Below are 23523 nucleotides of genomic sequence, written 5' to 3'. Positions count from 1 at the left end.
GGCGCGTCGGTCGGGGCACGTATGCGCGCTGTGCGTGCACGCACTTGCAGGCACGCCAACAGGACAGCAGCCCTCGCATCACGGGCCACGGGCTACGGGCCTGCGCCGGTCACGCCGCGCGCATCGATGGGGTACCCTTCGAACCACTCGAACAGCCTGTCGATGCCGATGATGTACACCCGCCTGTCCGCCCTCGCGACCACACTCGCGCTGACCTTGCTACTGGGTGCCTGCGCCAGTTCTTCTTCGCTGCGCATCGATACCCGGCATGCGTCAGTGGTGCAGGCCAGCCGCGTGCAGTTCCTGATCCTGCATTACACGGTGGCCGATTTCGACGATTCGCTGGATATCCTTGCGCGCCAGGGACGGGTGTCGTCGCATTACCTGGTCCGCGACGATCCGGTGACGATCTACCGGCTAGTCGACGAGAGTCGGCTGGCGCGCCATGCCGGCGAAAGCGAGTGGTCGGGCATGACCATGCTCAATGCCTCTTCGGTCGGCATCGAGATCGTCAACCCCGGTTATGTCGATACGCCCGAAGGCCGCGTCTATTCGCCCTACCCGCAGGCGCAGATCGATGCGGTGGTGCAACTGGTCAAGGAGATCGTGGCGCGCCACGACATCGCACCCGCGCACGTGCTCGGACACGCCGACATCGCGCCGGGCCGCAAGCAGGATCCCGGCCCGCTGTTCCCGTGGAAGCAGTTGGCCGACGCCGGCATCGTGCCGTGGCCGGATGCGGCGCAGGTCGCGGAGCGGCTGGCGTTCCATCGCAGCGCGGCCCTGCCCGACGCGCAGTGGTTCCAGCAGCGCCTGGCCAGCGTCGGCTATCGCACGCCGCAGACCGGCGCGTTCGACGACGCCACGCGCGATGTCATCAGCACGTTCCAGATGAAATACCGGCCCACCGACATCAGCGGCGAACCCGACGCCGAGACCGCAGCCTACCTGGAGGTCGCGTCGACGCCGGGTGGCCTGCGGATGCTGACGCCAGGCGCGGCGCCCTAGCCGACTGCGAGCGCGGGCGGGCAGCAAGCAGGCGACAAGCAGGCGCGCCTGCGCCGGCATGCAGCGCCCGGGCACGATTCGCGCATTCAGGATTTCGCCTCGCCTGACAGGGGGCGACACCGCGTGCCCGATGGCGCCGAGCGTGCGACGATGGCGCCCCCCAACGGATGCCAACATGCACCAGCCTGCTCCGACACTCCCGCAACAGGCCGAGACGCAACGGGTCGCTTCGCTGCATGCCTACGGCATCCTGGATACGCCACGCGAGGCGGTGTTCGACGACATCACGCGGATCGCCTCGGCGATCTGCGAGGTGCCGATCGCGGTCGTCAACCTGATCGATGCGGAGCGCCAGTGGTTCAAGTCCGAGATCGGCCTGGGTGTGCGCGAGACGCCGCTGGCGACGTCGATCTGCGCGCATGCCATCCTCGAACACGACTATCTGGAAGTCCCCGACACCACGCAGGATCCGCGCTTTGCGCACAATCCGCTGGTGACCGGCGAGCCGCGCCTGCGCTTCTATGCCGGCGCGCTGCTGAAGACGCCCGACGGCCAGCCGCTGGGCACGGTCTGCGTGCTCGATACCACGCCGCGCGCGCTGACGCTGAGCCAGGTCGAGACCTTGCGGGCGCTGGCGCGGCAGGTCATGGCGCAGCTCGAACTGCGCAGGATGCTGGCCTCCTCGGAAGCGCTGAACCGGCACCGCGCACGCGTCATGGCCACGGTCGGGCACGACCTGAAATCGCCGTTGCGCGCGGCCATGTACGCCTTGACCAAGCTGCGTGCCGACGACATCGAGGCACAGCGGCCACGGCTGGACGCCGCGCAGGCCGAGCTGAGCCTGATCGAACAGAAGTTCGGCGAGTTGATGGGAGCGGCGACCGGCATGGCCGGGGTGACGCCGCCGCAACTGTCCGATACGCCGATCCAGCCGGTCTTCGATGCCCTGGCGCGCGCCTGGCACCGTGCCGCCGAGCGCAAGGGCATCGTGCTCGAGGTCGAGGCCACCGATGCGGTCGCGCGCAGCAATGCGTCGTTGCTGGAGACCCTGCTCGGCAACCTGGCCGGCAACGCCATCAAATACACGCCGCGTGGCGGGCGGGTGCGTATCGCCTGCGCGACGGGCGTCGAAGACGTGCGCATCGAGGTCTCCGATACCGGCATCGGTATGGAGCCGTCGCGGGTCGAGGCTTACTTCGGGGCGTTCACCCAGGCCGAGCCGGCGTCGGAAGGCCTCGGGGTCGGCTTGTGGATCGTGCGCCAGACCGCGGATGTGCTCGCTGCCAGCGTCGCCATCGATTCGCAGCTGGGCGCGGGCTCGAAGGTCACGGTGGTCCTGCCGGCCGGGCAGGTCTAGCAGGTCGCGGCTGCCGGCTTCACCTGCAGCCCATGCTGGCTTCACCTGGGCACGCGAGACTGGCGTCGATCCGGGCAAGGGGTGGGCCGTCCGAGGCCGGCGTCCCGCTGCCCTGATCGTCCTCTCATCGTGGCGGGTCAAGGAGACAGGCGCATGACGCCATCATCGATACATCATGCGGGTGCGGGTGCCGGCAAGGTCTGGCGTGCGCTGGTCTGGGGCGGCGCTGCGGCCTTGCTGCTGTTGCCATGGGTGGCGATGCAGTTCACCGGCGAGGTGGCCTGGGACCGCGCCGATTTCGCGCTGTTCGGCGCGATGCTGCTGGTGGTCTGTGCCAGTTTCGAGCTGGCGATCCGGCGCTCGATGCGGTGGTCGTCGGGGCCGGTCTATCTGATCGCGATCGCGGTCGCGCTGGCCACGGCCTTCGTGCAGGTCTGGATGAATCTCGCGGTCGGCCTGATCGGCAGCGAGGACAATCCCGCCAACCGGATCTTCGCCGGCGTCATCGCGGTGCTCGCCGTGGGCGCGGTCATCGCGCGCCTGCGCCCGCGCGGCATGGCACGCGCGCTGGTCGCCACTGCGCTTGCGCAGGCCCTGGCCGCGGTCGTCGCGGCGCTGGCCGGCTGGGGCCATGTCTGGGTCCTGACGCTGGGGTTCGTGCTGCTGTGGCTGCTGTCGGCCGTACTGTTCCGCAAGGCTGCGCGCGATCCGCGCAAGGCCTGAGGACGCAGCTCCCACGCGGGCGTGTGCATCGCGTGCGCAGAGGGACGCGGGCGCCGCGCCTGTCCGTGCCGCTTACTTGTACTGCTTCTCTTCGACGAACTGCGAGCCCGCCAGCCGGTTGATGTCGTTCTTCAGGCCGACACGCTCGCCATTGTGGCTGCCGACGGCGCGCGCGAGCTGGACGAAGGCCGCGTCGAACTGCTGCCGGGCTTCCTTGTCGCGCAGGCTGTCCTGGACGTCCCACATGCGCTCGTTGACCGCACGCAGCTGCACCTTCAGGGCGGCGATGTCGGGATGCGACGCCACCAGCCGTTCCCAGAGCGGGGTCAGGCCATCGAGCTCCACGCGCACGTTGTCGCGCTTGTGCGGATCGGTGATGCGGTCGGACTTGATCTCCAGGATCGTGATCTTGTCGGCCAGTTCACCGATCGATACCGGCGCCATGATGGTATTCACGCAAACCTCGGGACTGCATTCGAAGGGGCCATCATAAACCGGTGCCGCCGTGGCGGCCTTGGCGGCCTTGGCGGCATGGACGGCATGGACGGCATGGACAGAGCCGCGTGCGATGCGCCGGAAATAGGCGACGCCGCGCGGCCACAGGTGCCGGCGCCGCAGGCCGGACAGGCCGACGTGATGGATGCGATGGACGACACGCGCCTGCATCCGCCTGCGGGCCGGGCGCGTCTCCGGACCAGGAGGCCTGAAGGAGGCATATGGGAGGCATGCCGGAGGCGTTGCGGGCGTGGTCGCAGGCATGTGCCGGCGGTTTGTTGCAGAACGCTTACCGGGGGGCGGATGCCGGCTTACCCGGCCTGCACTAGCTTCATGGTCGAAGCCAGTACCGTCGGCAGTCACCGCCTGTTGCGCCCGCATCCGCATCCGCGATGACGGTGCCGCTCCTGCCCACCAGCCACCGATCCGGAGTATCGTCCCGTGAGCCACCAGAACCGTCGTCTCTCCCTGTTGATGTGTGCCATCGCGTCCGCACTGGCCACCAGCGCGGCCGCGCAGAATCCCGCAGACCAAGCGCCTGTCCAGGAGTTGCAGGCGGTCACGGTCACCGGTTCCAACATCCAGACCACGCTGGCCGCCGAGAAGCAGGGCGCGCCGGTCGAGGTCATCACCGCGCAGGACATCCAGGAAACCGGCGCCAACACGCTGGCCGAAGTGCTGGCCAACGTGCCGTCGATCGTCGGTGGCGCCGCCGCCGAGCAGGGTAGCGGTGGCCGCGGCTTCGTCAACCTGCGCGGCCTCGGCACGCAGTACACGCTGGTACTGCTCAACGGCCGTCGCCTGTCCGCCAACGATCCGGCCAACACCCTGGCGATCCCGGCGGACGCGATCGAGCGCGTGGAAGTGCTGCGCTCCGGCGCTTCGGCGCTGTACGGATCGGACGCGGTGGCCGGCGTGGTCAACGTGATCCTGAAGTCCAGGACCAATGGCCTGCATGCCAACGTCACCCACGGGCAGACGACCCGGGGCGGTGGCCAGACCACCGACATCAATCTGTACGGCGGCGTCGAGTCCGAGGATTCGCGCTTCTTCTTCCTGATCAACCGCATGACCCGCGAAGGCGTGCGGTCGGCCGATCGCGCGATCACCGCGTCCGACGACAAGCGCCCCTACGGCGGCTACGATGCGCGCAGCGGCATCGGCAACCCGGCCAGGATCGGCGGCGTGACCGGTTCGGGCGCATTGATCGCCGATGCCACCAAGATCCCGCGCGGCAGCTATTCGCTCAATCCCGCCGACTACCGCGCCTATGATCCGGCCACGGATCTGTTCGATACCCGCGCCGAGGTCAATCCCTATGTGCTCAGCGCGCCGACGCGCCTGTCGGTGGTCGCCAACTTCGAGCAGGACTTCTTCGACGGCCGCGCGACCTTCTTCGCCAACGCGCTGTACTGGGACATGGCCGAGGACATGTCGTACGGTGCGTCGCCTGCGATCTCGTTCGCCGATGCCGGCATCGGCCCGATCCCGGCCAGCAATCCCTACAACCCGTTCGGCCAGGACCTGACCGACGTGACCTACCGTCCCGTCGAGCTGGGCGCGCGCCCGTATCGCGTCGATGCCTTCACGCATCGCCTCAGCGGTGGCCTGCGCGGCCAGATCGGCGAGTGGCAGCTGGAAACCGGTGCGTCCTGGTATCGCAGCGGCTCCGACCAGTTCGGCAGCAACGGCATCATCCGTTCGGGCCTCCAGCAGGCGATCAACCGCAGCGGTCCGAACGCGTTCAACCCGTTCTGCAACCAGTGCAACACCGCCGAGCAGTTCGCCGGGGTGCTGGGCACCAGTGCGTTCAACATCCGCTTCGAGTCGGACCTGGTCGACGTGCGCGCCAGCGGCCCGCTGTTCGAACTGCCGACCGGCACCGTGCAGGCCGCCGCCGGCGCCGAGCATCGCCGCGAGCAGGTCAAGGTCTACACCGATCCGTTGACCGAGTCGGGAGGCTTCGTGGGTTCGTCGGGCTTCACGCCGTACGATCTGGAGCGCGACATCTCGTCGGTGTTCGCCGAAGTGCGCATCCCGCTGATGGCCACCCGCGAAGGCGAGTACGAGAGCCCGCTGGAACTGTCGCTGGCCGCGCGTTACGAGGACTACAGCGACTTCGGTTCGACCTCGAATCCGCTGGCCACGCTGCGCTATTCGACCTGGGACGACCAGCTGACGCTGCGTGCCTCGTGGGCGACGGCGTACCTGGCGCCGTACCTGGAATACGCGTCGCCGCTGTACCGTTATCCCTACACCGAGACGCTGCTCGATCCGCTGACCAACACCGCGATCGACGCGCAGGTCTATACCGTCGGTACCGCCGACATCAAGCCCGAGACTTCGACGACCCGCAACTTCGGCCTGATCCTGACGCCGAAGGCGATCCCCGGCCTGACCGTCTCGCTGGACTACTACCGCATCCGCCAGAACGACCTGATCCCCGGCACCGATGCCCAGTCGGTGCTCAACGGCGACACTCCGGGGCGGGTGACGCGCGGCGACGGCATCGGTCCGGCCGGCGAGGACCTGATCGTCGAGGCGTACGCTTACAACCTCGGCGAGCGCAACATGGAGGGTTACGACTTCTCCATGAACTACCGCCTGCCCAAGACCTCTTTCGGCGACATCAAGCTGGACCTGTCGCTGTCGCGGCTGGCGAAGTTCGAAGTCCAGCGCCTCGGCGCGCCGTCGAAGATCGACCTCGCCGGTGGCTACGACATCGCGTCGGATTCGTTCTTCTCCGCAGGCGCCCTGCCGAAGACGCGCGGCCTGTTCGGCGCGTCCTGGAACAATGGCCCCTGGGGCGCCACGACCCAGATCAACTACATGGGCGGCTACGACGAAATGGACTACGACGGTGTGGCCACGGGCAGCCACATCGGCTCGTACGTCACCACCGACCTGCAGGCGAGCTACTCGCTGGGTGGCAAGCGCGGCGCGTCGCCGTCGTGGCTGCCGGTGGATGCGATGCGCTTCTCGCTCGGCGTCGAGAACCTGTTCGACCGCGATGTTCCGTTCGTCAAGCTGATCAACGGCTACAACCGCTTCGAGAACGATCTGCGCGGCCGCTTTGTCTATGCACGGGTGGCGGTGGACTTCTGAGAACCTGCCCATGATTCTGCTGTGCTCGGCATCCTGCGCGCGTAGGGTGCTCGAAAGAACCGCAAGGAGCGGTTCTTGACATCGTGCCAGCGATGGCCCGGAGGGTGGCCACCACGGAGGGTGGCCACAAATGCTCATGAAGGTGTTTATTGATAGGCACATACACTGCGCTTTCTGCCTGCTTTTCCCCGGTATGTACGCCGCGCGCAACCTGTCGTTGCTCGCGACGGACCGAGACAGGTTCTGAACACGTGAGGCCCGGGTTGTTTCAGCGATCCGGCAGGTACGTAGCCGGATCTGCAACCCCGGCGGATGCGCAGCGTCGACAGGATGGTCACACTGCCCGGCAGGATGCCCACGCGATTCCCTTCCGGCCGGTCCCGCCATCGCACCGTCCGCACACCGCCCGCGACACAGCACGGTACCCAGCGCCATGAAGCAAGGTCTGACCGCCAACCAACTGTTCCTGATGAGTTTCGGCGGCATCGTCGGCGTCGGCTGGATCACCGTGCTGGGGCAGTGGTTCCTGCTCGCCGGTCCCGGCGGCAGCGTCATCGCACTGGTGCTGGGCGCGCTGGCGATGCTGCTGGTCGCCAGCAGCTATGCCTACCTGGCCAATGCCCGCCGGCTGGATTCGGGTGGCGAGGTCGATGCGGTGCAGAACCTGCTCGGCCCGGGACCCGGCTTCGTGGTCAGCTCGGCGCTGGCGCTGTCGTGCATCAGCGTGGTCGCCTTCGAGGCGGTCTCGGCCGGATGGATCCTGGTGACCCTGTTCCCGTCGCTGGAGGGCGAGGTCATCTACCACGCCTTCGGGCGCGAAGTGCATTCGGGCACCGTGGTCATCGCGGTGCTGGTCACGCTGGCGTTCGCGGTACTGAATTTGCGCCCGGTCGGGCATACCGCGCAGGCGCAGAACGTCGTCGTGCTGGTCAAGATCGCGATTACCGTGGTGTTCTGCGCGGCCAGCGTGCTCAAGGGCGACGTGCAGAACCTGATGCCGCTGCTGGTGGCCTCGACGCCGGAGCGGTCGACGATCGGCGGCATCCTGGCGATGGCGACGACGATGCCGCTGTGGTTCGCCGGCTTCAATGTCGTCGCGCAGCTGGCCGGCGAGCGGCAGACCCAGGTCAGTGCGCGCGCGGTCGGCTGGACGATGCACCTGTCGATCATGGCCGCGTGCGTGTTCTACATCTGCATCGTGCTGGCCGCGGCCTACGTGGTGCCGTGGCAGAGCCTGCTGTCGGCGCCGCTTCCGGCCGCCAGCGCGTTCCGCGAAGGCCTGTCGAGCAACCTGATGGCGAACCTGGTGCTGATCGCCGGCCTGCTGGGGATCATCTCGACCGGCATCGCCTGTTTCACCGCCGCCAGTCGCGTCGTCAACCTGCTGTGGCGCCAGCTCGATCCGGAGCGCGTGCGCAAGGATGCCGTCGACGACAACGGTCGTCCGGTGCTGCGCGTGGGACCGATCACGGTGGTCATCGCCGCGGTGTCGATCCTGGGCTCGCTGGCCGGTCGCGCGGCGTTGATCCCGATCGTCAACGTGGCCTCGCTGTGCATGGCGCTGGTGTACCTGTTCATGTGCGTGGCCGCGTGCCGGCATGCGGATGCGACCGGCCCGCGCGTGCGTGCGGCACTGGGCGCGGTGGTGGCGGCCTTCATGTGCGTGTATGTCCTGTACGCCGCGGTCGACGAGGGCGGCTGGAGCGCGCCGGAACTGGCGATCACCGTGGTCTCGGCCGTCATCGCCGGCCTTGCGTGGACGCTCAGGACAAGAATTTTCAAGACCAAGGATTCGAAACATGCAGCAGCAAGCACACTCCGCTAACGCCCACACGCAACACGACGTCAGCCAGCGAGAGATCGCTGATCGAGCACGGACATTGCTCGCCGACGCGGTGGTCTGGGACAACGTCTGGCCGATCGACCTGCCCGGCAACGAATCGGTCGGCAACACCTGGGACCGGCTGGACCAGTTCATCGCCGCCGGCGTCGGCGCGGTTGGCCTGACCCTGGCCGGCGACAACCACAATGCCTCCGAGGCGTTGCGGCTGGTCGCCTGGGCGCGCAGCGAACTGCGCACGCGCGGTGCGGTCGTGGTCGACAAGGTCGAGGACGTCGTCGCGGCGCGCCGTGCCGGCAAGATCGCGGTGGTGCTGCAGTTCGAAGGTACCCGCTGCTTCGAGCGCGACCTCAACCTGGTCGATGCCTTCTATGCGCTTGGCGTGCGTCAGACGCTGCTGGCGTTCAACAATGCCAACTGCGCCGGCGGCGGTTGCGCCGACGATGTCGATGGCGGGCTGACCTCGTACGGCAAGCGCTTCGTGCGCGAGGCCGAGCGCGTGGGCATGCTGATCGACCTCAGCCACGTCGGCCGCAGGACCTCGCTGGACGCGCTGGAGATCGCCGCCAAGCCGATGGTGTTCAGCCACTCCAACGCCAGCGCCGTGCATCCCAACTTCCGCAACATCGACGACGACATGGCGCGCGCCTGTGCGCGCACCGGTGGCCTGGTCGGCATCTCGGGGTCCAGCGAATACCTGGGCGACATCAGCTGCAGCAGCGAGACCCTGTTCCGCCATCTCGACCACTACGTGCAGTTGCTGGGCGCCCAGCACGTCGGCCTCGGCTTCGACGTGGTGTTCGATCCCGATCCGCTGTCGGCCTGGGTGCGGGCGCGTCCGGACGAATGGCCGATGGTCCGCGACCCTGAATGGCCGGGCTTCCGCTATGCCGGGCCGGAGCAGGTCGTCGACCTCGTTGCGATGATGCTGGCGCACGGCTATGGTGAGCCCGCCATCCGCGACATCCTCGGCGGCAACCACCTGCGGATCTGCGGAGCGGTCTGGACCTGAGAACCAGTTCAAAGTCTTGCTGCGCTTGCCATCTGGCGCGCGTGCGGCGCTCGAAATGCCCATGTACCTCCACGTACACTGCGCTTTCCGCGCTCCACCACGCGCCAGCTGGCTGCGCTCGCGACAGACTTTGAACAGGTTCTGAGCAGCGGGTCCGGGTCTGTGGCGGCCGCGGTCCGGGAGGGACGCGGCGGGTACAGACCATCGGCAGGGAACGCCTTGGCATACGCTTGCCCACGCCTGCTTGGCTTGGGCAGGCCATCAGAAGAGGTGTCCGTGAAAGCCAGGCTCGGTCCGCTGCTGGTAGATGAAGGCAAACACGCGATCCTGCACGACATGGTCTATCTCGGGATCGGTCGCAAGGGCGTCGAGCTGCTGGTGCGTCTGGGCCATGCCGGCAACCAGCCGGTGCGCCGCGAAGTGCTGCTGCAGGAACTGTGGCCCGACCGCGACGTCAGCGACAAGGCGCTGTCGATGCTGGTCGTCGAAACCCGCCGCCACCTGGCCAAGTATTTCGACGGCCAGGATCCGATCCAGACCGTGCCCGGCGTCGGCTATGCGCTGGCGGTGGCCTACGAACAGATCGCGCGGCCGTCGGCACTGGCCTGCATCGTCGGCCAGGCCCGTGGCCGCATGCTGATCTCGGTGATGCCGCCGGCGCTGCTGTCCGATGGCGCGACCACGGTCAAGCTGGGCGCCTGCTGGCGCGACACCCTGCTCAATGCGCTGGGCAGCGAATCGGGACTGGAAGTCAGCGCCCGCGACGGCGATGCCGACGTGCCCGCCGGCTGCACCCTGGTGCTGCAGTCCTCGGTCCGGGTCATCAAGCGCGACCTGGTGCTGAGCCTGCGCTGCGTGACGCCGGCCGACGCCAAGATCTGCTGGGCCGCCAGCGAGCAGGGCGACATCTCCAATGCCTTCGCGATCGAACAGCGGCTGTGCGATACCCTGCGCCGCGAGCTGATGCTGGCCACCAGCGGTTACTCCGGCCGCCAGACCTGGACGCAGTACCGGCAGTCGTCGGGCTTCATGGCGTTGACCAACGGCCAGCGCCTGGTGTCGGTGCGCAGCCCGTCGGGGCTTGCCGAAGCGCGCCAGAGCTTCCTGCACGCGTTGAACCAGGACCCGGCCTGTGCGCCGGCGCTGGTCGGCATGGCCGACTGCGAGATTCTCAGCGTGTTCTACGACGGCGCCGACGCCGGCACCGCGACCCAGAAGGCGATGACCTATGTCGATCGCGCGCTGGCCTTGAACGACGGCCTGGCCACGGCGTATTCCACGCGCGGCTTCATCCACCTGTCGCAACTGCGCTTCGCCAGTGCCGAGAGTTCGTTCCTGAAGGCGATCGAGCTCGACGAATCCAGCGCGATCGCGCTGCAGTGGTATGCCGACTTCCTCTCGACCCAGGGCCGCCTCGACGAAGCGATCCAGATCGCGCACATGGCGGTCTCGCGCGCGCCGACCTCGCCGGTCGTCAACGGCCAGCTGGGCCAGCTGCTGCACATGGGCGGCGCCTACGAGGAGGCGCAGGTCCAGCTGGAACGCACGCTGACGATCAATCCCTCCGAGGCGGTGACGCACTGCTTCCTGGGGCTGAACCTGGCGATCCACTTCCGCGATCCGCGTGCCTACGACTACGGCAAGCGCGCGGTGGAGCTGCTGCCCAACGTGCCGTTCTTCCAGGGCGCGCTGGGCAGCATCCTGGCCTGCATCGGCGAGCACGATCGCGCCCAGCAGCAGCTGCATGCGTTCGAGGCGCGCGCGGCGACCACGCCGTCCTATGCCGAGGCCGCGATGCTGGTGGCGGCGGCGCTGGGGCAGACCAAGCGCGCGGTCGGCTGGTTCCGCGTCGCCACGGCGCAGAACGCCGCCTGGGCGATGTACGCCCCGGCGCTGCCGGTGCTGCGCTCGCTGCGCGAGGATCCGACGTTCCAGGCCCTGGTCCGCGACTGCGGCATGGAGAACGGGCCGCTCTGAGCGGCCCCGGCGCCCGCCTTACCCGGCGGCGGATGCCTGCTTACTCGGGGCCGCAGGACACTCGCGGCATGAACACACCTACACCTGTCCGCGTTGCCATCATCGGCCTGGGCGCTGTCGCCGAGGCCCACATCGCCGCCTACCTGGCCCTTCCCGAGGTCGAGATCGTCGCCGTCGTCGATCCCCGGCCCGAGCGTACCGCCGAGGTCGCCGCGCGACTGTCGGCGCCGGGGTTCCTGACCTGCGCCGAGATGCTCGAGCAGATCAAGCCCGACATCGGCTGCGTACTGTCGACTGTCGCCTCGCATCGCCCGATCACCGAACAACTCGCCAATGCCGGCGTGCACGTGCTGTGCGAGAAGCCGATGACCACCAGCCTGGACGACGCGCTGGCGATGGCCGAGGCCTGTCGCCGCAACGGCGTCGAATACATGTACGGCTCGTCGTACCGGTTCCTGCCGGCAGTGCAGCTGGCGCGCAGGATGATCGCCGAGGGCGCGATCGGCGATGTCCTGCTGCTGGAGGAGCGCGTGGTCACCGGCGCCGGTGCCGCGGCATTCAAGCCGATGTCCAGCGCGCACTATCCCGAAGGCACGCCGGGCGGCGGTGGCATGGGACTGGTCGACCATGGCGTACACCTGCTCGACATCTTCCCGTTGCTGACCGGCAGCCCGATCACCCGCGCGATCGGTCGCGGCAATCGCACCGGCGGCCCGATGCGCACCGAGTTCGCGCTCGTCGAACTCGCCAACGGCGCGATCGGCTCGCTGATCTACGAGGAAGGCACGGTCGGTTCGGACATGCCCTGGGAAGCGGTCTTCAGCATGGGCCGCAGTTGGAAGGACGGGCAGGGCTTCGCCGGCGATACCGGCGAGTGGACGCCGGCCGCCGGTTCGATCCGCGTGCATGGCACGCGCGGCGCGCTGCGCATCTTCCATTACCCCAACAAGCTGTTCTTGTGCGAACCCGGCGGCGTGCGCGAGATCGCCGTGCCCGAAGGCGCCGCGCCGGATCATTTCGGCGCCCAGCTCGCCAGTTTCATCGCCGCGTTGCGTGCCTCCGAGCCGTCACCGGTCGGGGCCGCCACCGGCATCCAGGCCGTCAAGACCTTGCTCGCGATCTATCGCAGCGAACAGACTGGGCAATGGACCGACGTGGAGGCGTGATCGACATGGCAAGCAGGGCAGGCATGCAGTGGCTGTGGGCGCTCGCACTGGCACTGGCACTGGCGACAGGCGGCAGCGCACTGGCGCAGGTGCCTGCCGGCCAGTCCACCGCTGACGCCGGACTGGGCCAGTACCGGATCGACGAACCGCATGTGTTCCGGCAGGCGGTCCGCCGCTCGGTCTACATCCCGATGCGCGACGGCGTGCGGCTGGCGGTCGATGTCTACCTGCCGGTCGTCGATGGCAAGCCGGCCAGCGGCCGCTTCCCGACCGTCATCGAGTACACGCGCTACGGCCGCGCCAAGCCGCTGCCCGATGGCGGCACCGTGCGCTGGCCGGATGCGCCGGCCGATGCCCGCGGCGTGCTGCAGGTGCCGGCGAAGCCGACCGGTCCGCTGCTGCTGCTGGCCTACGGCTATGCGGTCGCGGTGATCGACATGCGTGGCTCCGGCGCCTCGTTCGGGCCCTCGCACGGCGAAGGCGACGATGTCGAAGGCCGCGATGGCTTCGACGCGATCGGCTGGATCGCGCGGCAACCCTGGAGCGACGGCACCGTCGGCATGATCGGCGGCTCCTATTTGGCCGAAGTGCAGCCGCGCGTCGCCGCCGAACGGCCGAAGGCACTGAAGGCGCTGTCGATGAACGTCGCGTTCTTCGATGGTCCCAATGGCGGCTACGCGATGGGCGGCGTCTACCGCGACGGCTGGATCAACGGCTGGAGCACGCGCGTGGCGGCCGGCGACAACCGCACCACTGCGCTCGACGGACCGATCACGAACATCGCCCAGGTCGATGCCGATCCGCAGCAGGTCGACCTGCGGCGCGCGATCGAGGAGCACAAGCTCGGTGGCGACAGCACCGGTTACAGCAGCCGCATGGAGGAGTTCCGGACGCTGGGCGTGCTGCGCGACCGCATTGCGTTCATCGATGCCTACCAGGCCACCGGCGAGAACAACCTGCTGACGATCGTCGACCGCGTCAACCGCAGCCGGGTGCCGGCGATGCTGTTCGGCGGCTGGCACGACATCTATCCCAACGACATGCTGTACTGGTTCGCCAACCTGACCACGCCGCGCAAGCTGATCTTCGGGCCGTATGCGCATGGCAGCCACGGGCCGATGCCGAACGATCCGCGCGACATCGAGCAGCGCAACATCATCGCGCGCGAAACCCTGCGCTGGTTCGACCGCTGGCTGCTGGGCAAGCGCAACGGTGCCGAGGACCGTCCGGCCGTGCACTACGGACTGCAGCGCACGCCCGAGCGCACCGACTGGTTCACCGCATCGACCTGGCCGCCGCGCGATACCGGTTATCGCGACTTCCCGCTGTCCGCGCGCAGTGCCGGCAGTGTGCAATCGCAGAACGACGGCTCGCTGGCGCTCCAGGCCGATGCCACGCCGACGCGCCAGCCCTGGATCGTCGACTACAGCACGACCACCGGCGATGTCGGCACGCGTTGGCTGCTGCGCCGCGTCTATGAAGTGGAGATGGCCAGCAACGACATGAAGTCGCTGACCTATACTTCGCCGCCGCTGCAGCGCGACCTGCACCTGGCCGGCGTGCCGGTGGTGAAGCTGCAGCTGTCGTCGGACAACGCCCGCGATGCCGACGTCTATGCCTACCTCAGCGTGGTCCAGCCCGACGGCAGTTCGCGGCTGCTGACCGAAGGCATCCTGCGTGCGTCGCACCGTACGCTGGGCAAGGCGCCCTACGACAACTTCGGCCTGCCGTTCCCGACCTCGGCGTCGGCGGACGTGCTGGCGGCGGCGCCGCTGTCGTCGACGCCGGTCACGCTGGAGTTCGCGATGCTGGCCATCGGCCGCATCGTCAGGCCGGGCGAGCGCCTGCGGCTGACGATCTCCGGCGCCGACCGTGGCAATACCGTGACCCCGGAGCAGGCACAGACGCCCCGGCTGGGCGTCCATGTCGGTGGCAACGACGGCTCGGTGCTGCGGCTGCCGGTGCTGGGCAAGGGCGTCGACGGGATCTTCCCGGCCTCGCCGTAAGGCCCACCCGGGCCGCCGTCGCGGCCAGCGATCCGCGTTCAGGGGCCGGGCAGGGCGCGGCGGGACGGCCCCGGTGCCCCGGTTCCGATGGCACCGCTGGACATCCTGGGCAGGATGCGGCCCGCGGGCGAGACTTCGCTCCCGTGGGCGTCCCAGCCGTCGGGTCATGGGCTATCCTTGCCGACCATTCCGGTGTCTGGGCCCCTCCAGCCAGACGCGAGCCGGCACGCATCCGCGCAGGGGTACTGGTGGTCCGAAAGCACGAGCATTGGGTCGTCCGACTCAACTGGCGCAACCGGTCGGTTTCGTTCGTCCTGCTGTTCTGCGTGCTCGGTACCCACCTGCTGTTCCTGCAGGCCGGCCCGCTGATGTGGGGCCTGCTGGCGCTGCACATGCTGGTGTCGCCGCAACTGGCCTACTGGGTCGCCCGCCGCTCGCGCGAACAGGTGCGCGCGGAGATGCGCAACCTGCTGATCGACGGGGTGCTGTTCGGGGCCTGGGTCGGGGTCTGGGGCTTCCCGCTGTGGGTCAGCTTCATGCTGTTCGCCGCTGCCTGCATGAACCTGATGATCTATCGCGGACTGGCCGGGCTGCGCGACGCGGCCGCGTCGATGACGTTCGGCGTGGTGCTGGCGATGCTGATCGTCGGGCCGGCGTTCCGCCCCGCCACCAGCATGCTCACCACGGTGCTGTGCATGCTGGTGTTCTCGACCTACCTGCTGATCCTCGCGTATGGCGCCCACCAGCGCGGCGTCAACCTGCGCAAGAGCCGCAAGCAGCTGCGCACGCAACTGGCCGAGATCACCTCGTTGCAGGCGCAGTTGCAGGACCAGGCGGTGCGCGACCCGCTGACCGGCCTGTCCAACCGGCGCCACCTCGACCAGGTGCTGGCGCGCAAGCTGGCGCGCTCGCATGAGCGCCACCTGCCGCTGGCGCTGGTGCTGATCGACATCGACGACTTCAAGGACATCAACGACACCTATGGCCACCTGGCCGGTGACGAGATGATCAAGGCGATGGCGCGGCTGCTGCTGCTCAGTGCGCGTCCGCGCGACCTGGTCTGCCGGTACGGCGGCGAGGAATTCCTGCTGCTGCTGTCGGAGACCTCGATGGCGCAGGCCTACGACATCGCCGACGAACTGCGCACGGCCTTCGAGCGATTGCGCGTGGAGTACGACGGCGTTTCGATGCGCGCGACGCTGTCGTTCGGTGTGTCGGCGTTTCCCGACCACCCCGCTGATCCGACCTGCCTGGTGCAGATGGCCGACCGCGCGCTGTACGCGGCCAAGATCAAGGGGCGCAATCGCGGCGAGCTGTCCACCCAGCTGATCCACGCAGCGACCAGCGCGGTCGGCTGACGCTTGATCGTTCCGGCGGCTTCGCGCCGCCATCATCCGGTCCATGGAAGATGGGCGCTCCTGCAATGTTCCCGGATCGGAGAGCTTCCATGCGCCTGCGTTCGATGATGGCAACGACCCTGGCGACCATCGCGCTGGCCTCGGCGGCCGGTAGCGCCGTTGCCGCCGACGCCAACACCTCCGTCGCCGCGCTCGACCTGGACCGCTACGCCGGTACCTGGCACGAGATTGCGCATCTGCCGATGTTCTTCCAGCGGCAGTGCGTCGACAACATCACCGCGACCTATACCAAACTCCCCGGTGGCGACATCGAGGTGCGCAACGCCTGCCGCAAGCGCGATGGCAGCCGCGACGAGTCGGTCGGCGTCGCCCGTGGCGTTTCCGGCAAGCCGGGCGAACTGAAGGTGCGCTTCGCGCCGGCCTGGCTGTCCTGGGTGCCCGGCGTCTGGGCCGACTACTGGGTCGTCGCACTGGACGCGGATTACCAGTGGGCGGTCGTCGGCGGTCCCAGCCGCAAGTACCTGTGGATCCTGTCGCGCTCGCCGACGATGCCACGCGCGCGCTACGACCAGCTGGTGGCCGCCGCTGCGGCCAAGGGCTATCCCACCGACAAGCTGATCGTGGCGGCGCCCATCGAGTAACGCTTCGAGTATCCCCTCTAAGAGCGCGTCGGGTCGCGCAGTCCACGAACGCTTGTACGAGCATGATGCCGACTGCGCCTGCGCCTGCGCCCGCGCATGGCAGGGGCCAGCCGGCACGGGTGCTACCATCGGCACGCGCGGGCCTCGCGATGTACCGGACCGCCATGCGCAGCGCAGTTGCCGACCGGAGGATGGATGTCGCTGATCACGATGCTGCCGCGCATGGAGGATGCCCCGCTGCCTGCGCTGGCCGTGGTCGAGGACGACGATGAGCTGCGCGAAGGCGTGTTGCTGCCGATCCTGCGGCGCTCCGGATTCGACGCCGAGGGCATGCCCGATGCGCGCGCGCTGTACCGCGCGATGACGGTCCGGCGTTTCGATCTGGTACTGCTGGATATCGGCCTGCCCGACGAGAGCGGGCTGTCGGTGGCCTCGCACCTGCGTCTGGCATCGCCGGACACCGGCATCATCGTACTCAGTGGTCATCGCCGCAGCAGCGACAAGGTCCGTGGCCTGCAGGCCGGGGCCGACGTCTACCTGGAGAAGCCGGTCGAGATGGAGGTCGTGACGGCATCGCTGCACGGCCTGCTGCAGCGACTGCGGACCACGCGCGAGGTGGCGTCGATGGCGGGCCGGTGGCGCCTGGGCGAGACCCAATGGACCCTGGTCGCGCCGGACGGCACGTCGATCGTGCTGACGCTGCCGGAATGGCAGTTCCTGGGCCTGCTGGCCGCATCGGCCGGGCGGCCGGTCACGCGCGACAGCCTGGTCGCCGGACTGGGCGGCGACGAACAGGGCATGGATGCGCACAGGCTCGACATGCTGGTCTATCGCCTGCGCAGGAAATGCGCGGAAAGCACCTCGACGCCCTTGCCGTTGCGGGCGGTCCGCGGAATCGGCTACGTCCTGTCCTGGTAGTGCGCCGCGCCCGCATCGCGCGCATCGTCCGTCGCGTCTGCATGGGGGGCGGGGTACGCGTCGACATGTGCGTCGACATGCGCGTCAAGAGAACCGCTGCCGTGTGATGCGATGGCCATCGGCAGCCGCAGGTGGAAGCAGCTGCCGTGCCCCGGGCGGCTGCTGACCTCGAGGCTGCCGCCGTGGCCGTTGATCAGGTCCCTGGCCATCGGCAGGCCCAGCCCGATGCCGAGGCCCGCCGGCTTGGTGGTGAAGAACGGATCGAAGATCTGCGCCAGGATCTCGGCCGACATGCCGGTGCCGGTGTCGCGCAGCCAGGCATCCACGTGGCGCGACTCGTCATCCGCGTCGATCCGGATCTCGAACCTGCCGCCGTCGGGCATCGCATGCGCGGCGTTGACGGCGATGTTGAGCAGGATCAGCAGGCACTGCTCGCGGTCGAAGGCCACCGGGCAGGGCCTCTGCGGCAGCACGATCGACAGCACGATCCGTCCGCCCAGCGCCTGCTGCAGCATCGGCCTGCTGTCTTCCACGAGCGCACGCAGGTCGAAGGTCTGGATCGTGGTGGCCTCTGGCCGGCTGAATTGCAGCAGCTTGTCACTGAGGCCGGCCGCGCGCCGGCCGGCCGCGGTGATGCCATCCAGGCTGGTGCCCAGTTCGTCGGCATCGCGCGCATGGCGTGCGCGTTCGGCGTAGCCCAGGATCAATGTCAGCAGATGGTTGAAGTCGTGGCTGACGCCGCCGACCAGCTTGCCGACGGCGTCGATCTTCCGCGAATGGATCAGTTGTTCCTGCGTCCTGGCGCGCGCTTCCATTTCCGCCTGCAGCCGCCGGTTGCCGGCGGCGAGCTGGCGCGCATGGTCGCGCGCGTCGGCCAGGCTGTTGCGCAGCGCCAGCGTGGTCCGGTCGACGACCAGCGCGATCATCAGGAACATCACCGAGCGGATCGCGGCATCGGCGTAGCCGTACGGGCCATGCAGGTCGGGATCGGTGCGCAGGTCCACGCTCGCGCCGATGAAGATCGCGACCAGCAGCACCAGGTAGATGGTCCAGAGCGCACGTCGCCCGATCATCATGCCGGCGACGAACAGCCACATCACGTGCAGTGGTTCTTCGTACAGCTGCGCCGACAGGCCATGCGTGGCGTAGGCGGCCAGCATCGCCACGGCAACCACGCCGAGCAGCAGGCGCAAGGCCCACTGGAAATGCCCGCGACGGATCAGCAGGAAGCACAGCACGGCGATCGCGCTGACCAGCATGCCGCCAACGAGGCTGATGGTCTCGCCCTCGCGCCACGGCAGGTCCATCGCGAAGATGCGGTAGGCCCAGAACGCCGGGGGCGCCACGGCAAGGATCAGCAGCAGCGCCTGCAGCATCGGCGCGTTGCGGCGGTCGACCGGATCGACGACCTGGTGGCGACGCAGCCAGTGGAACAACATCCGCAGCACGAGCACTCCCGGGGGCAGCGGGCGCCAGCATAGCCGCTCGCGCGCACGGCGACGCAACGATGCCGTGAAGACGCACGGACTGGCCGATGCGGCATGTGCCGTGGTCGCGCGCCATGGTCGCTTGCCGTGAGCGCGCTGTATGCCGGCCGTCGCGCGCGCCATACTTGCGCCGGCGCGGCGTGCGCGGAAAGAGGTGCTTCCCTGGTGACGGAGTTTCCGCAGCAATCGAATGCGAGCGCCGGACCCGGGGCCGCGAGCGGTCCGCGCTGGCGCCGCGCGCTCAGTGGATGGTGGGCGCCACCGCCGGGGGTAGAGATCGACCGCCACAATGGCTCCGCGCTGCAGATGATCCTGTTGGCGATCGGTGTGCTGGTGCCGGCGATGGTCGCCTGGGAAGCCCTCATGCGCGGCGTGCCGGTCCGGCAACACTGGCCCAGCCTGCTGGCCGCGGTCGCGGTATGGCTCGGCATCTTCGCGGTCCGCCAGGGCTATTTCCGGCTCACGGCCTACCTGACCCTGCTGGGTGCGCTGGCGCTGATCGGCCACAGTTACCTGGAATACGGGCTGCGTGCGCAATCCGGTCTGCAGGTGACCCACCTGGTGCCGCTGTTGTTCGCGGGGCTGCTGCTGGGCCGGTTCGCGGTCTGGGCGACGATGGCGCTGATGCTGCTGGCGATGTCGCTGGGGGCCTGGGTGGATCTGGGCAGCGGTCAGGAGCAGGCAGGGTGGCAGGCGGCCTGGCAGGGCGCGTGGCCGGCATCGTGGCAGGCCACGCTGCAGGGCGACGTGGTGTCGAACCTGACCGTGTCGATCCTGAGCTTCCTGGTCGTGGCGGCGATCCTCGATCGCCTGATCGCGGCCTCGCAGCGGGCGCGTCTGCGCAGCCTGAAGCTGGACATGGTCTGCGACCAGCTCGAGGACGAGATCGAGGAGAACGCGCGCACGCATGCGCAATTGCTGCATGCGCAGCGGATCGAGACCGTGGGGCGTCTGGCCAGTGGCGTCGCCCACGACTTCAACAACATCCTCGCCATCATCGTCGGCTATGCCTCGGTGCCGCGGATGACCGGCGATGGCAACGATGCGTTGCGCAGCCTGGTCGGCATCGAGCTGGCCGCCAAGCGTGGCGAGGCCCTGACCCGCCGCCTGCTGACGCTGTCGCGCAGCGATGACCGCAACACCAGCGTGTTCGATGCGGCCGCGTCGCTGCAGGACACCTGGCCATTGCTGGCGCAGTTGTTCGGCGCCGACATCGAGACCGAACTGGAACTGCCGGCCACGCCGTTGTGGGTCGAACTGGATCGCGCGGAATTCGAACTGGCGGTGCTGAACATCGCCAGCAACGCGCGCGATGCGATGCCCGACGGCGGCACGTTCCGGATCTGCGCGGATGCGGTCGCGCGCGGCATCCGCATCGTGTTTGTCGACAACGGTTGCGGCATGAGCGAGGACGTCGCCCAGCGCATCTTCGAACCGTTCTTCACCACCAAGTCCAGTGCATCGGGCACCGGCATCGGCCTGGCGGTGGTGGAGCGCACGATCATCGAGGCCGGCGGCGACATCACGGTGCAGAGCGTACCCGGGATGGGGACCGGCCTGGAGATCCTGCTGCCCGCAGCGGCGCCGTCAGCGCCGGCCGTCGACGTCTGACGACGAGATGCGTACACGCAGGCGCGCAAGCCGGGCGCGATGCCGGGCGTCGCCCTCGTCCTGTTTGCGATAACCCGCAAACAGCACGACCAGGCCCAGGAACGTCGACAGCAGCCAGATCCACGGCCGCTGGTGCCATGGCATCGGCCGGCTGATCCAGAGCCGGGTGCTGGCCTTCGGCCAGGGATCGCCTTCGTTGCGCGCCTGCACCTCGAAGAGGTGGTCGCCCCAGGGCACATGCGGATACAACACGTTGCGGACGTGGCCGGAGTCGATCCAGTCGTCGCCGGTCCCCGATCCCGACATTCGCAGCCGGAACTGCGTCTGCTGCGGTGTCGTCAGATTGATGGCGGTGAAGGCGATCTCGAGCGTGTCGCTGTTGGCACCCAGTGTCAGGCGTTCGGCGACCGCCAGCGGCTGGCCGTTGACCGAGACGCGCTCGATGTGGACGGGAAGGTCGCGCCGCGCCGGGGTCGCGACCTTGCGTGGATCGATGACGGCAAAGCCTTCCACCAGCGCGAACCACAGCTTGCCCGAGGCATCGCGGTGGCATGCCGACTGGGTGCCGCCATTGACCTCGGCAGGCACCAGGCCGTCGACTTCGGTGAAGCCGGCGGTCCTGAGGCTGGCGGCGCCCGAGCGGCGCTGCTCGCGGGTAAGCATCGAAATGCCGCGGTTGCCGCCCAGCCACAGGCGTCCCTCGGCATCGGCCAGGATGCAGGAGACGGTGTTGTCGAACAGGCCGTCCTGCTGCTGATAGTTGAGCAGCTGGCCTCCCTGGATGCGGTTGAGCCCGCCGCCATAGGTGCCGATCCACAGCACGCCGTCCTCGTCCTCGTACAGCGACCGGGCGTAACGCATCGCCGGATGTTGTCCGGAAATCCACTGTTCGGCGATGCGGTCGTGCTGCATCCGGATCGCGCCGCGGTTGCCGACGAACCAGGTGCCGCCGGCACGGGCGTCAGTCATCAGGGCCGTCCGCATGCCCGTCAATGCCGGCACCGGTTCGATCGACGCGCGTGCAGGCGACGCCGGGACGTGCAGCTTGAAAGTCTGCGTGCCCGCTGCCGCGTAGCGTTGCCCGTCCGCGGCCTGCCAGATGCCGACGGAACCATTGCCCGGGAAGGTCGCCACCACGGACTGCCTGCCGTCGCGCCAGTGTCCGAGCTTGCCGTTGGCCATGCCGATCCACAGTGCCGTGCCGCGATCGTGCGTGCGGGGATCACCCACGTCGCGATCGTGCCCGTCATGCGCCGGCGGGGCGCGGTCCAGCAACAGGCTGCTGATGCAGTCGTCGTCGAACAGGCCGCGATCCATTGCGATCTGCTGCAGGCGGCCGTCAGCCTGCCAATGGCGCAGGCCACCACAGCCCATGCCGAACCACAGGCCGCCCGCGCCATCGTCGACGACCGCGCGTCCCGGGGCCTGCATGTCGAGGGCCGGATCGGACATCAGTCCGATCCACGGCCGCGTCAACCGGAGGACGCCGCGGTTGTGGGTGCCCACCCACAGATTGCCTTCGCGGTCCGACGCCAGCGTGGTGGCCTTGATCGGCGGTGGCAGCGGCACCCGTTCCCATGCGGCCGTGCCGCGTTGCATCCAGAGATCGCCGTTGCCGGCGAACAGCCACGTGGCCCCGTCTGCGGACACGTGGATCCCGCGCAGCGCCTGCTGGCCACCCACGCGCGACCATGTCCCGCGCCCGCTGGCGCGGCGCAGCAGTCCCGTCGCGGTGGCGACCAGCAGGTCCGGTCCCGCCGCGGCGATGTCGTGGATCCGCGCCGGAGTGTCCGGCAGCACGATCGCGGCCAGCGCGCCGTTGCTGATCGTCGCAAGCGTCTGATGGCCTGCGGCATACAGCTGACCATCGTCGGTCCGGGCCAGCTTGCGGTAGGCGCCGTCGAGACTGTGCCGGAGCAGGCTGGTGGCGCGCGTCGCCGGATTGATCCGGAAAATGCCGGTATCGGTCGCGGCCCAGATCGTGCCCTGTGCATCCTGCGCGATGGCCGATACCAGGCATTGCTGCTCGCAGATCGGCAACGCGATGAAGCGTCCCTGGTCGAGGACGCTGAGTCCGCCATCCTGCGTGCCGACCCACAGCCGCCCTGCATCGTCCTGGTGCAGCGACACGATGCGGTCGCTGGAGGGGCCGCCGATCTCCTCTTCGAGGGAGCCGGCGCGGATCGGTCCGGCGGGCGGGCGACGGCGACCGGCGTCGTGGGCCCCGCGATCGCCACGCCGCGCCGGGAACAGCGTGAACTGGGAACCGTCGAAGCGCGCCAGGCCGCCGTAGGTGCCGACCCACAGATAGCCGTCGCGGGTCTGCACCAGCGCATTGACTCCGGATTGCGGCAGGCCCTCGGAGACGCCGTAGTGCTTCAGGATCGGCGCGTCGCTGGGGCCGGCCTGTGCAGGCGCGGGTATCGCGGCCATGGCCGGCGATCCGATCAGCATCAGCACCAGCAGTGCACACAATGTCCAGCAGCAGTGGCATCCCGGTCGGGACGCGGTCACGCGCGGGCGGGTCGTCATGGAGGAGTGCGTTCGCGTGGTGATCGGTGGCTGCCATCCCCGGGGCGCGTCCGGAACGCGGTCGCGGTGGTTCCTGGTTCGCTGGAACCCGCGCGCCGGGGACGCGGTGGCGGTCGTGCGGGGGCGATTATGACCGAGCTGCACGCGTCTGCACGGAACAGGCCGAGGCCACGCAACTGCGGGTACGTGTCTGCATGAAAGATTGGTTAGTTTGGTTAGTCTCGTGGGTTCGTGCGGGCGCAGGACTTGAAAACAGGCGCGTCGCGCATACTTGCGTTCGAACGATG

At 68.7% G+C, this 23523-nt stretch carries 16 protein-coding genes; 13 read left to right on the top strand and 3 right to left on the bottom strand.

The genetic code is table 11. The features are described from left to right. Nucleotides 1–126: 126 nt before the first annotated feature. The 3 genes from ACYX7E_RS16980 to ACYX7E_RS16970 all read left to right on the top strand — a co-directional run bounded on the left by ACYX7E_RS16980 (nucleotide 127) and on the right by ACYX7E_RS16970 (nucleotide 3088). Nucleotides 127–1008 carry an N-acetylmuramoyl-L-alanine amidase gene (locus ACYX7E_RS16980; protein ID WP_462081784.1) on the top strand — a complete coding sequence of 294 codons (882 nt, stop codon included), beginning with the start codon at nucleotides 127–129 and terminating at the stop codon, nucleotides 1006–1008. 175 nt (nucleotides 1009–1183) lie between these two features. Then, on the top strand, nucleotides 1184–2365 hold the full coding sequence (locus ACYX7E_RS16975; protein WP_462081783.1) for a GAF domain-containing sensor histidine kinase: 1182 nt from the start codon (nucleotides 1184–1186) through the stop codon (nucleotides 2363–2365). Nucleotides 2366–2518: 153 nt separating this feature from the next. Next, on the top strand, nucleotides 2519–3088 hold the full coding sequence (locus tag ACYX7E_RS16970; protein ID WP_462081782.1) for a hypothetical protein: 570 nt from the start codon (nucleotides 2519–2521) through the stop codon (nucleotides 3086–3088). A gap of 72 nt (nucleotides 3089–3160) precedes the next feature. Here the strand turns inward: ACYX7E_RS16970 and ACYX7E_RS16965 are convergent, their stop codons facing one another. Further along, a complete protein-coding gene (locus ACYX7E_RS16965) occupies nucleotides 3161–3532 on the bottom strand; it encodes a DUF6165 family protein (protein WP_462081813.1) in 372 nt (123 codons plus the stop codon). Nucleotides 3533–4024: 492 nt separating this feature from the next. Here ACYX7E_RS16965 and ACYX7E_RS16960 point away from each other — a divergent pair, with 492 nt between their 5' ends. The 9 genes from ACYX7E_RS16960 (at nucleotide 4025) to ACYX7E_RS16920 (ending at nucleotide 17606) form a co-directional block, all read left to right on the top strand. Next, nucleotides 4025–6688, top strand: coding sequence for a TonB-dependent receptor plug domain-containing protein (locus ACYX7E_RS16960; RefSeq protein WP_462081781.1), 2664 nt, complete (start codon nucleotides 4025–4027; stop codon nucleotides 6686–6688). 433 nt (nucleotides 6689–7121) lie between these two features. After that, on the top strand, nucleotides 7122–8513 hold the full coding sequence (locus tag ACYX7E_RS16955; RefSeq protein WP_462081780.1) for an APC family permease: 1392 nt from the start codon (nucleotides 7122–7124) through the stop codon (nucleotides 8511–8513). Next, on the top strand, nucleotides 8488–9540 hold the full coding sequence (locus ACYX7E_RS16950) for a dipeptidase (protein ID WP_462081779.1): 1053 nt from the start codon (nucleotides 8488–8490) through the stop codon (nucleotides 9538–9540). Before ACYX7E_RS16955 ends, ACYX7E_RS16950 begins: the two co-directional genes overlap by 26 nt. A 276-nt stretch (nucleotides 9541–9816) precedes the next feature. Next, nucleotides 9817–11517, top strand: a complete 1701-nt coding sequence (locus ACYX7E_RS16945) for a tetratricopeptide repeat protein (protein ID WP_462081778.1) — start codon at nucleotides 9817–9819, stop codon at nucleotides 11515–11517. Between the two features lie 68 nt (nucleotides 11518–11585). Further along, complete coding sequence (locus ACYX7E_RS16940) at nucleotides 11586–12683, top strand: Gfo/Idh/MocA family protein (RefSeq protein WP_462081777.1); 1098 nt, start codon at nucleotides 11586–11588, stop codon at nucleotides 12681–12683. A gap of 5 nt (nucleotides 12684–12688) precedes the next feature. After that, nucleotides 12689–14689 carry a CocE/NonD family hydrolase gene (locus ACYX7E_RS16935; RefSeq protein WP_462081776.1) on the top strand — a complete coding sequence of 667 codons (2001 nt, stop codon included), beginning with the start codon at nucleotides 12689–12691 and terminating at the stop codon, nucleotides 14687–14689. Between the two features lie 248 nt (nucleotides 14690–14937). After that, nucleotides 14938–16047: a sensor domain-containing diguanylate cyclase gene (locus ACYX7E_RS16930; RefSeq protein ID WP_462081775.1), complete on the top strand. Its 1110-nt coding sequence runs from the start codon at nucleotides 14938–14940 to the stop codon at nucleotides 16045–16047. 89 nt (nucleotides 16048–16136) lie between these two features. Further along, entirely contained in the window at nucleotides 16137–16688 is a 552-nt protein-coding gene (locus tag ACYX7E_RS16925) for a lipocalin family protein (protein WP_462081774.1), read from the top strand. A 195-nt stretch (nucleotides 16689–16883) separates the two neighbouring features. Next, nucleotides 16884–17606, top strand: a complete 723-nt coding sequence (locus ACYX7E_RS16920; protein WP_462081773.1) for a response regulator transcription factor — start codon at nucleotides 16884–16886, stop codon at nucleotides 17604–17606. Here ACYX7E_RS16920 and ACYX7E_RS16915 read toward each other — a convergent pair. Continuing rightward, nucleotides 17588–19045, bottom strand: a complete 1458-nt coding sequence (locus tag ACYX7E_RS16915; protein ID WP_462081812.1) for a sensor histidine kinase — start codon at nucleotides 19043–19045, stop codon at nucleotides 17588–17590. The genes ACYX7E_RS16920 and ACYX7E_RS16915 overlap by 19 nt on opposite strands. 354 nt (nucleotides 19046–19399) lie before the next feature. Here ACYX7E_RS16915 and ACYX7E_RS16910 point away from each other — a divergent pair, with 354 nt between their 5' ends. Continuing rightward, on the top strand, nucleotides 19400–20704 hold the full coding sequence (locus ACYX7E_RS16910) for a sensor histidine kinase (protein ID WP_462081772.1): 1305 nt from the start codon (nucleotides 19400–19402) through the stop codon (nucleotides 20702–20704). Here the strand turns inward: ACYX7E_RS16910 and ACYX7E_RS16905 are convergent. Further along, a complete protein-coding gene (locus ACYX7E_RS16905) occupies nucleotides 20681–23137 on the bottom strand; it encodes a ligand-binding sensor domain-containing protein (protein WP_462081771.1) in 2457 nt (818 codons plus the stop codon). The genes ACYX7E_RS16910 and ACYX7E_RS16905 overlap by 24 nt on opposite strands. Nucleotides 23138–23523: the final 386 nt, after the last annotated feature.

The organism is Luteimonas sp. RIT-PG2_3, assembly GCF_054902115.1.
The sequence above is the reverse complement of the archived record's forward strand: the minus strand, read 5'-3'. Positions and strand labels throughout refer to the sequence as shown.